Source organism: Corynebacterium gallinarum, from assembly GCF_014837045.1.
GTDB classification, from domain to species: domain Bacteria; phylum Actinomycetota; class Actinomycetes; order Mycobacteriales; family Mycobacteriaceae; genus Corynebacterium; species Corynebacterium gallinarum.
Map to the genome: position 1 here is coordinate 76,947 of NZ_JACSPR010000010.1, position 14,092 is coordinate 91,038.

The 14,092-nt window shown below is 58.4% G+C and carries 7 protein-coding genes; all 7 read right to left on the reverse strand.

What is annotated here, in order from left to right:
- Positions 1-18: 18 nt before the first annotated feature.
- Positions 19-1,479, reverse strand: coding sequence for a uridine transporter UriT (gene uriT / locus H9627_RS12325; RefSeq protein WP_191734325.1), 1,461 nt, complete (start codon positions 1,477-1,479; stop codon positions 19-21).
- A gap of 25 nt (positions 1,480-1,504) precedes the next feature.
- Positions 1,505-2,425, reverse strand: coding sequence for a ribokinase RbsK1 (gene rbsK1 / locus H9627_RS12330; RefSeq protein WP_191734326.1), 921 nt, complete (start codon positions 2,423-2,425; stop codon positions 1,505-1,507).
- Positions 2,422-3,444, reverse strand: coding sequence for a transcriptional regulator UriR (gene uriR / locus H9627_RS12335; RefSeq protein WP_191734327.1), 1,023 nt, complete (start codon positions 3,442-3,444; stop codon positions 2,422-2,424). Before uriR ends, rbsK1 begins: the two co-directional genes overlap by 4 nt.
- A 169-nt stretch (positions 3,445-3,613) precedes the next feature.
- Positions 3,614-5,095 carry a D-serine/D-alanine/glycine transporter gene (gene cycA / locus H9627_RS12340; protein WP_191734328.1) on the reverse strand — a complete coding sequence of 494 codons (1,482 nt, stop codon included), beginning with the start codon at positions 5,093-5,095 and terminating at the stop codon, positions 3,614-3,616.
- Positions 5,096-5,245: 150 nt separating this feature from the next.
- On the reverse strand, positions 5,246-6,424 hold the full coding sequence (locus tag H9627_RS12345) for an alpha/beta hydrolase (RefSeq protein WP_191734329.1): 1,179 nt from the start codon (positions 6,422-6,424) through the stop codon (positions 5,246-5,248).
- Between the two features lie 254 nt (positions 6,425-6,678).
- Positions 6,679-11,610, reverse strand: a complete 4,932-nt coding sequence (locus H9627_RS12350; RefSeq protein ID WP_191734330.1) for a DEAD/DEAH box helicase — start codon at positions 11,608-11,610, stop codon at positions 6,679-6,681.
- A 300-nt stretch (positions 11,611-11,910) separates the two neighbouring features.
- On the reverse strand, positions 11,911-13,272 hold the full coding sequence (locus H9627_RS12355; protein ID WP_191734331.1) for a Fic family protein: 1,362 nt from the start codon (positions 13,270-13,272) through the stop codon (positions 11,911-11,913).
- Positions 13,273-14,092 lie beyond the last annotated feature (820 nt).

The following is a 14,092-nucleotide window of genomic DNA, read 5'->3' on the forward strand; positions in this document are numbered from 1 at the left end:
CCTATTCTCAACGCGGGGTTAGTTGCCCACGGTGGCGGTGTCTGGGGTGTTGGCAGCCAGGTTCCTGGCCGCCACAGTATCGGTGATGGATTCCGGGCGCGGGATGAGCAGGGAGCACAGGAACGCCATCACCAGGATGATCACACCGGCCCACATGCCGGCGGCGTAACCACCGTTGCTGTCACCGAAGCTGGTGGCCACTGCGAAGAGGATGGCAAAGGAGATACCCGCACCGAGGTTGAAGGCGCCGGCGTTCATGCCCGGCAGGTAACCCTGGTTATTGGCAGGGGAGAGGACGATACCCAGGCCGTTGAGCATGATGTTGGCGATACCGGCGTAGGTGATACCGACGAAGATGGAGATCCCCAGGTACGCCAGGTTGGAGGTGCTGCCCACCAGGAAAGTGGCACCGGCGACACCGATGATGGTGGCGGCGATACCGATCTGCAGGACGATCTTGTAGCCGAATTTACCGGCGAGAATACCGGCGACGGGGCCGAAGACCAGACCGGCCAGGGCATACGGGGTCAGGGTCCACCAGGACACCACACCGGCAGACATGCCGGCACCATGGGTGGCATCCTGCGCGAGGTTGGGCAGCAGGCCGTTCATGACGGCAAAGACACCGGTCATGGTCAGCAGGGTGGTCAACAGCAGCGCCCAGGTGCGGCGCTGGCCGAGGTACTCGATGCTGACCAGGGGGTTCTTCACCCGTTTTTCAATGTTGTAGAAGACGACCACACCGATGATGCCGATGATGAACAGGGCGATGACGAGGAACCAGTTGGCGTCGGCAAGCTTGCCGGCCTCGTTGAAGGCGGTCAGCAGCGCACCGATGGACACGGCAAGTGGCAGCACACCGAGCCAGTCCATCTTCGGGGTGACCTCGGCGGTGGATTCCTTCACACCGAAGGGCAGGGCCAGGGCGGCGGCCACACAGAACACGGCCATGACCCAGAAGATGGAACGGAAACCGAAGGTCTCGGCCAGCCAGCCACCGGCGAGGGCATCCACGCCACCGATACCACCGTTGACGGAGGTGACAATACCCAGCAGCAGGGCATACTGCTTCTCATTGGGCACATGCTGGCGCAGGATGATCAGACACAGCGGCACGGTGGGGCCGGCCACACCCTGGATCAGACGTCCGAGGAACAACACGGCGACATTCGGTGCCAGGGCTGCGACAAGACAACCGATGCCGGTGACAACCATCATGCCGATCAGCACTTTGCGGCGACCAATGAGGTCACCCCAGCGTGGCAGGAACAGGGAAAACAGGGCGGCCGCGGTGAAGAACGCGGTCTGGGTCATGCCGATCTGGGCGGGGGTCGCGTCCAGTTCGACCTCCATGGTGGCCAGGGCCGGAGCCAGCATGGATGCGTTGAGCTGGAAGGCGAACACCGCCACCAGCAGGGCGATCATCAGGGGGATGACCGCAGCGGCCGGGGCTTTCCTCGGCTCGAGGGTAGTTGACATGGTTACTCTCGTTTCGGTGGGGGAGTTAATGGGTGACAGTGGGTAGGTCGTCGACAAGCGTGGGGTAGGAGGCCTGCGCGCCGCGGCGGGTGGCCGCGAACGCACCGACGCGGGCAGCGAAGCGTGCGGCATCCACCAGGGAGTGGCCGTCGGCGAGCTTTGCGACGAGCGCACCCGCGAACGCATCGCCACTGCCGGTGGTGTCCACCGCCTCAACGGTGGGGGTGGGGATCGCGGTGAGGCCCTCGGCGTCGCCGACCAGGGCGCCATCGGCACCGAGGGTCATAACCACCGTGGCAAAACCCTGCCCCAGCAGGGCTGCCACCAGGGTGGTCGGATCGGTTTCGGTGGTGGGGGCGCCGAGCATCTCGAGCACCAGCGCACCCTCGTGCTCATTGACCAGGAGGGGATCGGCCTGGCGCAGCTGCTCATGGCCGACCGGAACTACGGGAGCGAGGTTGATCACCACCCGACCCTGCGCCAGGTCCACTGCGCGGTTGAAACCATCGGCGGGGATCTCCCCCTGGAGCAGGACGATGCCGGCCTGTTCGATGAGCCGGGCATGCTGGTCAACATAGGCAGCATCCACGCTGGCGTTCGCGCCGGGCACCACGATGATGGTGTTCTCGCCATCATCGGCCACGGTGATCACGGCCAGACCGGTGGGGCCGTCGACGGTGTGGACTGCGGACATGTCGGCACCGGAGGCGCGCATGTGGATCAGGGCGGAGTCGGCCATGGTGTCGGAACCGACCGCGCCCACCATGTGGACCTCCGCGCCGAGTTGGGCGGCGGCCACGGCCTGGTTAGCGCCCTTGCCGCCGGCGCTGATCTCACCACCGCCACCCAGCAGGGTTTCGCCGGGGTTGGGGTGGCGGTGGACCGTGGTGGTCAGATCCGCGTTGATGGATCCGACAACAACAATGGAAGCAGGTCGGTTAGTCATGGGTGGGAGCCTTTCATGAGGGAGTCACCCTGGATGAGGATGGTGGGTGTGACAAGGTCTGTCCGGGTGGGCTGGATGGGTTCGGTGCCCGCCAGCAGCCCATGCAGGACGGTGAAGGCCTGGCGGGCCATGGAGTCCACCTGCTGGTCGATGACCGTCAGGGGCCGTGGTTGCAGAGTGAACAGTGGGTGGCTGTCGAAGCCGATGACGCTGATGTCCTCACCGATGCTCAGGCCCGCCCGGTGGCAGGCCTCCAGCACCCCAATGGTCATCATGGTGTCCCCGGCGAACAGGGTGCGAGCCCCGTGGTCCAGCAGGTGGGTGGCCCCCTCGAAACCCTGCTCCTGTTCGAACCCGCCGCGGAAGACCAGCTGTGGTTCCAGGTCGTGGTTCCGGCAGGCCCGCTGGAAGGCCTCCAGGCGGGCACGTCCCGTGGAGGTGCTCATCGGTCCGGAGAGATAGCCGATCGGTAGGGCGTGGTGCTCCACCAGCAGGGACACGGCAGCATCCATGCCGGGTTGCGGATCGGAGATGACGGTGGGGATGGGGGATCCGGCGAGCTCCCGGTCAATGAGGACCAGGGGGATGCCCTGGTCGTGTAGGTGGTTCAGTTGTTCCGCACAGTGTTCATCGGGAACGCAGATGATGCCGTCCACGCCGTGGCTGGCCAGGAAGGTCAGGGAGGCGGCCATGGTCTCGGGGTTCTCATCTGTGTTGGTGATGATGGTGGCCAACCCCGCACCCTTGGCGGCATTCTGCACGGCGGTGACCATGGTGGCGAAATAGGGGTTGAGCAGGCTGGGCACCACGATGCCGATGGTGTTACTCCGTGAGCTCTGCAGGGCACGCGCCTGGGCGTTGGGTCGGTACCCGAGATCAGCAGCCAGGGCCTGGATGCGTGCGCGGGTGGTGGTCGCCACCGCGGGGTTGTCCGCCATGGCGCGGGAGGCGGTGGCGATGGAGACACCGGCGCGGTGGGCGACGTCCCTCAGTGTGGGACGGCTGTGTTCTGCTGCCATGGTGGTCACCCCGCTTCGCCTGGTGTGTGCAAACGATTGATGTAAACGTTTACATTCTGTTGAAACCACCCTATTTCCTCACCGCGGGTGACAGCAAGGGGGCACTCCGCTGGGGGTGGAAACAGGTCCGACCCCGCCGCAGGGGAGCGGCGGGGTCGGGGAGTGGCGGTTAGGAATCCGTCTTGATTGGCGTGGTCAGCTGGGATCGGCTCGCCGCACCCCGGGCGCCACCGGTGAACCACCAGCCCGCACCGAGGATGAGGAACCACACCGGGGTGGCCAGCAGTGCGGAGCGGGTGTCGTTCTCCAGTGTCAGTACACCTACCATGCCGGCGAAGAAGACCAGCACCACCACGGCCATGACAACTCCACCGGGCATCTTGAACACCGATGCCGCATGCAGCTGGGGGTTACGGCGGCGGTAGACGATGTAGGCGACGAGGATATAGGCCCACACCACCATGAACAGCACCGAGGACACCGTGGTGATCAGGGTGAAGGCTTCGATGATGCTGGACCCGGCGTACATCACGGCCACACCGGGGATCAGGCAGACAATGGAAAACAGCAGTCCCCGTGCCGGCACTTGGTTGGCCGACAGCTTCGCCCACCGCCTCGGTGCCGCGCCCTCCAGTGACAGGCCGAAGAGCATACGTGAGGTGGAGAAGATACCACTGTTGGCGGAGGATGCCGCGGAGGTGAGCACCACGAAGTTGATGATGCCCGCCGCGGCCGGCAGACCGGCCAGCGCGAACATCTGCACAAACGGGCTGCTGTTGGTGTGCACACGATCCCAGGGGATGACCATCATGATCACCGCCAGGGAGAGCACATAGAACACGACGATGCGCACCGGGATGGAGTTGATGGCCCGCGGTAGCGTGCGCACCGGGTCCTCGGTCTCTGCGGCGGCGGTACCGGCCAGCTCGATGCCGACGAAGGCGAAGATCGCGATCTGGAACCCGGCGAGGAACCCGGTGAGACCGTTGGGGAAGAACCCACCGTGTTCCACCAGGTTGGAGAACTGCGCCACCGACCCGTCCGGGGATTCGAAGTGGCTGACCACCATGACCAGTCCGGTGAAAATTAGCGCGACAATGGCCAGGATCTTGATAATGGCGAACCAGAACTCCATCTCACCGAACAGACGCACCGCAGCGAGGTTGAGCACGAACAGCAGGAGGATGGCACCGGCACCCGGTAGCCACAGCGGCACCCCGCTCCACCAGTACTGCACATACCCGGTGATGGCCACCAGATCGGCCATGCCCGTGACAATCCAGCAGAACCAGTACGTCCACCCGGTGACAAACCCGGCCCCGGGGCCCAGGATGTCGGAGACGGCATCCCGCAGTGACTTGTAGTTGAGGTTGGATAACAGCAGCTCACCCATCGCCCGCATGACGAAGAAGAGCATGAACCCGATGATCGCGTACACCAGGATCACCGAGGGGCCGGCCAGGGAGATGGTTTTACCCGCACCCATGAACAGACCGGTTCCGATCGCACCACCGATCGCGATCAGCTGTAGATGCCGATTGCTCAGACCTCGCTTGAGACCCCCACCGTGGTCACCGTTATCTGTACGGTGAGGGTCGGTGGTGCCCGGCGCGGGATCCGGTTGCGTTCCGCGCGCCAATTTCTCTGTCATGTCGGTGGTTGTCTTTCGTGATCGGGGAAACGATTGCAGAAGATTTATCGTAGGGCAGACGGGGACGTAGATAGGAAACGCACTCCCGTCTCCATCGGGAGCTGGGAGTGCGTGTCCAGTAGTGCTATCGGTTGAGTGACTGGGATCGACCTAGTAGAGGGCATCCTTGACAGCGTCCCAACCGGGTTGGAGCTGCTCATTGTAGTTGCGCCAGTTATGCACACCGGCACCCTTATAGTCCACGATGTGGTGATCCATGCCGGCAGCACGCATGGATTCATCCAGGGACTCGGTGCAGCTGAGCACGCCACGTTCCAGGACCGTGCCGGCCAGCAGCTCATAGAACGGTTTATCGGCGAAGTCCTCGCGGTCGATCTCATCGACCACACCATTGGCTGCCGACAGGTAGACGGCCATATCCCGCAACCCCTCCGGGTTGGACACCACATCGTGGTCCTGCCAGGTCTTTGACCCCACCGGACCCCACATGTTCTCCACATCACCGGCGCGCGACTTCACAATCAGCGACACGGTGGCCTGCCCGATCGGGTCCAGGGTGGAATAGCACCCGGAGATACCGATGACCGCATCAAAGAAATCAGGGTTGGTGTTGGCCAGGTGTACCGCCCCGGTCGCGCCCATCGACAACCCACCGATACCGCGGTGACCGTTGAAGTTCAACTCCTCCTCGGCCTCCAGCAGGGGAGCGAGTTCCTCCACGATGAACGTCTCCCACATCATCCGCCCCAGGGCGGGGTCCTCCTCCAGCCAGTCGGAGTACATGGAGGCGGCAGCACCCAGTGGCATGACCACGGTGACATTCTGATCACCGAACACCTTCGGACCCTCCCCGTGGTTGATCCACCCGGAGGAACTCTTATTGCCACCGATGCCATCCAACATATAGAGCATCGGCGCGGGAGCACCCGCATCCACCGAGCGCATGATCTGTACATCCACATTGCGCTGCATGGAGGGGGAGGCCACCGTCCATTTCTCCAGGCGGGGTGCGCGATCACCCTGGTCCTGCTTGCCGACGATCTCCGCCTCCACAATCGTCGGATCCGTCGGGAATGGGTAGGCATCGTCACTACTGGTCAGCGCTCCGGGCAGGGGAGCCTGGGAAGAACCCAGCAGGGACATCGAACTCAACAGACCATCAAGGGAGCTGCCACTGACATCGGGATTCCCCGAGGAGAACGCAATGAAGTCCTGGGCGGAACTGCCCGAGGAGCCGAATGATCCAGAGTCCTGGGTAAGAGCGACGGGAGTGGTGAGAGACAGAGTGATGACACCGGCGACGAGCGCGCGGGAAACTGACTTTCGCAAAAGGGTGAAGCCTCCGGAACAGAATGTTAAATAAATGTCGGAAGATAATTTACCACCACCTTCGCAGACGCTACCTATTGGATGCCTGCACTGCTACCTAAACCGTGTCTCCTCACCTTCTGAGAACGGCAGGAACTCGTAATCTTGGGGACCATCACCATCTTGAGAACCGCTGCCAGGAGCCATTAGAGAGAACTCTTCGTTGTGGGCTTATGGAGTAAAGGACCAGTCACTAACCTCTGTAACCAGCCCCACTATGCCCTGCTGTCAATGGATTTCACGATACGAGTGGTCTCGACGGCCACGCGAGTGACCTTGCCGATCAGGTCAACGATGTAGCGGGGATTGTCGACCTCATCAGCCCAGTCGTTGGGGTCGTTGACAATGCCAGAGACCTTATCCTTCTTGACCTGGTATCGATCGATAATCCACGCCAGCGCCGAGCGGGAACCGAGCATGTATTCGTCGGCTTCCAGGGGGACATCGGTGATGGTGATTTTTGAGTTGTAGATCATTGTGGTCCGGTCCTCTACCAGCTTCTTTGTTTCCGGGTCGCGGACCTTGGCCCACCTGAGTTTGGTCACCCGCCAGGTCTCACGATCATCTGGGTCTGCACCTGCTTTGAACTCGATGTTCACGGGCCACGGCTCGATGGCCTCGTAGTTGATGTGCAAATCCATCAGTTGCTTACCGGCCTGGGCGAGCTGGGTGAAGCGCGCCGGGTCGGTCGGGGTCTCGATGTGGGGGAGCATCTTCTTCAAGTCCGCGGCGTAAGTCTCCCGGTAGGCAGGAACATGAAGTTGTCCGTAAACGAAGTAGAAAATGTCGTCCTTGGTGACATCCTGCCCCAGGGACTCACGATAGAGAGTGTGGATCTCGTCTGTGATGTTATCCACCCTACGGTAGCCGTTTAGTACCTCCTCGGCGGTGTCTGAATCGCTCATCGAAGTCTCTTCAGTATGGCTGAAGTTAAGTTCGCCCTCAGTAGATTTGACGGGCTCCCAGGTCCACCGGGGGAAGAACTGCCCTCCCGAACCTGCACCTGTGAGGTGTAAGTCAGGGAGAATATCTGTCGCTAGCACGGAAAACGGCACCGCCGAGGCAGAACCGACTTGATATAAACCAATATTGTCGTGAGCAGGTGACGGGTAGATGTCTTGGAGACGACTAAGTCGATGGTTCAAAATTCCGTGGAAGAAAACATTTGTTCTTGTGAACGGCCGGTAGAGTGCGGGCGAGACAAAACCCTCGGAAAGTTGCACTCGTTCGCGTTTGTCGAGCGAAGAAGTGAGACTCGATGACCACTTGATTAGTGTGGGGTTTGCAAATTCGGGATTCGTATGTAAAAAACTAGTTGCATTCTGGCCAGTACCGATCGTGCTCACTGCAGTGTTGTAATTTTCGGCGAGTTTATGCACCGAATTTTGAAGCGAATGATGATTATAGTTATAAACCCATGCATCACGGCTGGTCCCCAATCCCATGGAGTGCACATGGAAAAATTTGGGCACGTTGGCCGCACGCTTTTCTCCGAGGATCGGCCAGGTCGCAAAGTCATCGGACCGTTGGTTGAGCCAATCACCATGCTGATTCGGAACAATCATTTTCCATTCAATGCTAGCGATTGAAGAAGCTTCCACGATATCTAGCTTCTCTGCGGCCGAAAGGTAGTCGCCGATGTCGAGATAATGAATGCTGCAGTCAGTTGCGCTAGGGCGCTTAATCCCGATGAATATGGCAACGGTGTTTCGGCTGCCAGAGCCGAACACTTTGCCGCCCTCCTTGCGGGATTGTTCACCGGCGGTGCGTTGATTACCTCGGAGGTTGAACACGTATATATCGGAATAGTCCTCAATTAGGCTCAAGCGGATACCGTCGGAAGAATTGCTGTCGAGCCACCCTCCATTAGACACAAAAGCGACCACGCCTCTATCCCCGATGCGGTCTGTAGCCCAACGGAAGGCCCTCACATAAGAGTCATAGAGTGTCCGCTGAGACTGAGCTGTGGACTTTGCAGCAAAGGTGCCTTCAATGCGCCCATCAAGTGAGGGGTACTTGATGTTCGCGTTGAGATCATTCGCACTGGTCTGACCCACTGAGTATGGCGGGTTACCAACGATGACATTGATCTTGGCATCCAGTTGGCGTTTGATGCGCTGGTTGTTCTGCTTGAATACCTCTGAATCAAGCTTGTCCTCTTCTTCAGTGATCTGGAAAGTATCCGCCAGGACGATGCCGTCGAAAGGTTCATAAGATGGATCCTCGACCCCTTCGCACAGAGCCTTTTCACCGAGGAGCGCATGGTAGGTGGTCTCGATGTTGACCGCGGCCACGTAGTAGGCCAGCAACATGATCTCAGTGGCATGCAGCTCGGAAGCGTATTTGCGGGCTAGATCCTCTGGATGGATCAGCCCGGACTGCAACAAGCGCACGATGAAGGTGCCGGTGCCCGTGAAGGGGTCGAGAACGTGGACATGCTCGTCGGTAAGCCCGCGGTCGAAGTGCTTGCGGGAAACATCATCAGCGGCGCGCAAGATAAAATCAACGATCTCGACCGGGGTGTAGACAATGCCGAGCGCCTCGGACTGCTTGCGGAAGGCCTTTTTGAAGAAGCGTTCGTAAAGTTCCTTGATCACGGTCTGCTTACCCGAAGCTGAGGTGACATCAGAGGCGCGCATTCGCACGGAGTCATAGAACTTTTCTAACTTCTCAATTTCGGCACCCAATTGGGAGTCGTCAAGGACATCGACCATACGCTGCATAACTTTGGAAACCGGGTTATGAGAAGCGAAATCATGCTCGGAGAACAACGCATCGAAAACCGGGGCTGTGATCAGATGTTGGGATAGCATGCTGATCGCTTCATCCCGGGTGATCGAATCATTAAGATTGCCACGTAACCCCTCCACGAAGCGCTCGAACTCCGCAGCTACCTTAGGGTCAGCGCTTTCGAGAAGAGAGTTGATCCGAGTGATTTGGGCCTGGGCAATATCGGCAACATCGTCAGCCCAGTCCTCCCAGTAAGTCCGGGTACCGACTTTGTCTACCAGCTTTGTATAAAGCGCCTCTTGCCACTGTTCCAGGGAGAAGAGCACCATCTGGGTGACCTCGTTGCTGGACTCCTCGTATGCCTGCTCAGATTGACCGCCGACCGTTTGATTACTGACGTGGTCATGATCGATGGGCAGATCCTTAACGTTGCCTTCGTTTAGTGCAATGGAATTAACCTTGGCGTTGAAGCGGTCATCATGGGCACGCAGAGCATTAAGGATCTGCCACACCACCCGGAAACGCTTATTATCGTTAAGCACAGTCGACGGTTCCGCGCCGGGAGGGACAGCCACCGGCAGGATGATGTAGCCGTAGTCCTTGCCTTCGGCCTTGCGCATGACCCGGCCCACGGACTGGACGACATCGACCATGGAGTTACGCGGATTGAAGAACACCACCGCGTCCAGCGCCGGAACATCCACGCCCTCCGACAAACACCTGGCGTTGGTGAGCATCCGTGTCTCGGTCGGCGGGACCGGTGCTTCCAGCCAGGTGAGCAGGGATTCACGCTGCATGGCGTTCATAGTGCCGTCAACATGGTTGGCAGCGATAGACACATCGACGTTGTGTAGGGACACCTCGTTGGTGGCAGATTTCTCCCGCAGGGAGTCAACATGGCTGGCGATGAGGGTGGGGTACGCCTCGGTAATCTGTTTGGAGGTCTTGATGTCGCGGGCGAAGGCTACCGTGCGCTGCATCGGGGAGGCACTGTGCTCGAAACCAGACTTGGTGCCCTGCTCCCTACCGGAGCGTTTTGTCAGACCGTTCCAGGTGCCGATCATCGCCGATGCCAGATCCAGGGTCAGCTCCTGTCCTGGTTGCGGGGTAAACCTCGCCAGGGTGTCCGATGCCAGTTGCTCGTCAACGGTCATGACTAGCACCTTGTAGTCAGTAAGCAGGCCACGCTCTACTGCCTCACCAAAACCGAGACGGTGGAACTCAGGGCCATAGATGGCTTCATCATCCATGGAGACCAGTTCGGCGGAGTGCTCTGCAGCCTTGCCTTTGATGCTGTCATCGAACAGGCGGGGAGTGGCTGTCATATATAGCCGCTTGCTGGCCTTGATGTAGTGACGATCGTGGATGCGCACGAAGTTACTGGCATCGTCGCCGGCGAGTGTAACACCAGTGGTGCGGTGGGCTTCATCACAGATTACGAGATCGAAGTCGTCGAGTCCCTGTTTCTGGGCCTCGTGGATGGACGGCAGAGACTGATAGGTAGAGAACACCACCGTCAGCCCGGCAGCACGCTTGCTCCGCCCCAGGCGTTCGGCGATGTCTTGGCCGTTGGTGGAGACCGGGACCTCCAGGTCGTAGGCCGCGATGTCTTCTGCCCCACGGGAAACCTTGGTGTCGGAACACACTGCGTAGGAGCGCAGATCCACCCTTGTTTGGGCAGTCCATTCCTTCAGGGTTTGTGAGAGGAGGGCGATCGAAGGCACGAGAAACAGTACCCGGGCTCGGCCACCATTGTCGTCGGCCACCCGCTCCGCGAGGCGCAGCGCAGTGAAGGTCTTACCCGTACCGCAGGCCATGATGAGTTTGCCCCGATCGTGGGTTGTGAGACCCTCAATCGTTTTGGAGATGGCGGTTTCCTGGTGCGGGCGGGCCTCGAAGGTTTCCTTGCGTTCAAGATTGATGGTCAGCTCGGAACCGGGATAGGCGATATCCCAATTGATGGGGGAGTCCGCGATTGCGCCAAGACCAATCCTGTTAGTGGGGATGACCTGATTATCAAGCATCGCTTCAGCGTTTGAGGACCATTGGTCTGTGGTGGAAATAATCAACCGGTTAGCGAAGGACTCGGTGCCGTTCTCAGTGACGAAGCTTCGCCCTGAGGCCTCGAAGAATGAGTCCAAATGACGTTTCTGCAAGCTTGTCGATGGTAGGTAAAACTTGCATTGGATTGCCGTCCACCGTCCGTCCTCGCGTCGATGCGCCACCAGGTCGATGCCAGTGTCGGCTTTACCACCGTTGTATCCCCAGTGCTGCCAACGGTAGACCTCGTCGTACTGCTGAGACAGGGTGGGATCCGCCTTGATGAAATTGACCATAAGCTTCTCAAACGCGAGGCCCTGGTGGGCCTGGGTCGGAAGTTCTCGGAGGGCAGCAATAGCATCAATAATGGTGGACATAATTAATAGTCTGCCCCAGGATTAATTATGTCTGAGGATGAACCGCCGAAAGGGGGGCCAAAGGCTAGATGTCTATTCATAGCAACCAGCTAGACCTCGTTAGGCCCTCAGGCTTTGAGGTCACGGAAGAAAACCCGTCCATCGCACGACAGATTTACTTGTGGGGACCTGTATGCCGAATGGCCTCCGGTATGCGTTGATACCGGTGACCGGGAGGACACGGATTGCACCACCCGTATATCGCCTGGTATCTGCTTAGGCAATAATCCGCAGGACCATCATGAAAAACGTCTACTTCTACTAGCGCTTGAATGCTTCCGTTAACTGCGCCAAAAAAAGATTTACTACCCCCTCTGCAAAAATTCTCACTCTGCTCCGCAAACTCTCAGTAACAACTGGCTCAAGCTCCCTGCCAAACGCATCGAAGCGATAGTCCATAGGAGTCACCACTACAAGATCACTGTTGGCTTCTGCACCGCTTCGCGCTGCCAAAACCAGAGGCAGAATTTCGACGATGCTCCTCGGCGACTTGCTTGTGAAAAATAGATATAGGCAGTATTTATCCCCGAGGGCTGTATAGCCTGCCGGAGTAGCAGGTGGACTGCCGTTAAGGGACCTAAGGAGCTTCAAATCCAGATCCATCTTTTTCCCCTGCTCATCCAAGAGGGATCGAATTTCTGTATACAGAGTTTCTTGAAGCCGAAGAGCTGCATCCTGCAATTCGGGCAAAATACGCGTGGCTCGCAGCGCTTCGGCGAGCTGGTCTGCCGCAGATTCCACACTGGCAGGGCGCGTGAGGTCGGTTATGACTAGGTTAATGGCGTCGGTAACTCGTTCAGCTATGAAACGAACTAGTCGCTTTGGGTCGCCATCATCAGCCATTTCAAGAGCTTGGATATAATCTCCACGTTGATCCTGATAAATCAATAGAGGGACCCCAGGGTCACGATAGAGAAAAGTGCTCGCTAAAGTACGAGCTATCCGTCCGTTTCCGTCTGCAAATGGATGAATGCAGACCAGCGCATAATGTGCATAGGTAGCTTGAATGACCGTATCGGCCTTTTGGAAATTCTCCGATGTAAGTTCTGAGATGAATCTTGCCATCTCAGCCGGGGTGTCTTCGACCGGAGCGTAAGCATGAATAGTTCCGTCGTGGCGTGTGGGGCTATTTGGCTGAGTTTTGTACTCCCCCTTGTGTAGGATTTGGCTCTGAATCCCGACAGCGGTGTGAACTTCGTGGCTCTTTTGGCTACGCAGTATTACTGCATGCAGTTCTCGAATCCATCGCTGGCTTATCGGAACCTTTCCGGTGACCGCATCCAGGACGTACTCGAACCCTTCGAGGGCATCCTCAAATGCGGGTCGAACGTGCTTTCCTTTCTCCTCCATTTGCCTTTCCCAGGCTTCGAGCTGAAAAGCAACAGTTCGAGTGAAACCTCGGTCGGTTTGGAAGACCCCTTCAATAGCATTTGTATCGACCGCTGCAGCACGCTTAGTTCTCTCTAGTGCAGCCTCAAACGAAGAACTAGATGCACCCTTTTTCACCTCGGCCAATCTTCTCGATGATTGACTAACATCTTGCAGTGAGACCTCAAGTTGCTTCCACTTATCGAAACTGGGGAATGGCCGGTATCCGGGAGGTTGAGAGCTTGATTCCATCATGGAGGTCATTCTAACGCGGGAAGGGCCTATATCCGGCCGATGTACAGGGGAGGCCTTATGTAGGTGCACAGCTGGTTAGCGGTTGGGTTCTTTCTCTGTAGTCCGTGTTGAAGCCTTCCAAACCGAGCACTTTATTGGTCGCAACGTGCATATCTTCTACCTGAGCCCGGGATCCGGGTAGCCCAAAACCCCATTTGGCAAAATCAGGAGTTAGAAGCGACATCTATTAGGAAGTCCTTCGGGAAGCCACCGTAGGCACAAGTGTCCAGCCCCAAACGACTGACTCCCAGGTGATTGCCAGGGCCTCCCAATTCCGCTCTGTTGGTTGTACCAGCGACTCAAATCGTGTCCTCCTTGCAGGCAGCAGACGAAAGAATGGTAAAGTCATCTGTCTTCCGTTGGAGCGTCCAGTAGTCAAAGGTGAGGGTCGGAGCGCTTCCACCTGTAACTTTTCGGATCGTGGTTGCTGCCCAATATCCAGAAACGTTCAGCCAAAATACTGTATCCCCGACGCTGGCATGACGTGAGCGTGAGTTCCTCGGCAGCTTCCCTGCGGAATTAATCAGACGTATGTCTGCCTCATCCTTGGCCAATGCAATGGCTTCAATGTCGGGTGCATCGCTATATGCATGAACACTGCCTTCGCCTGCTACCGTCCATGTCGTTGTGAATTGAGACGACCCACTGCCTATGACATAACGACCATTGTTGTCTTCGTGCCGGAACACCACAGTTCCCTCAGGGGGCCCGACCCCCGGATAGTGGACACGGAGGATTTAATCAGGAAACAGATTTCAGGATAGCAGGACAGCGCTCCTCA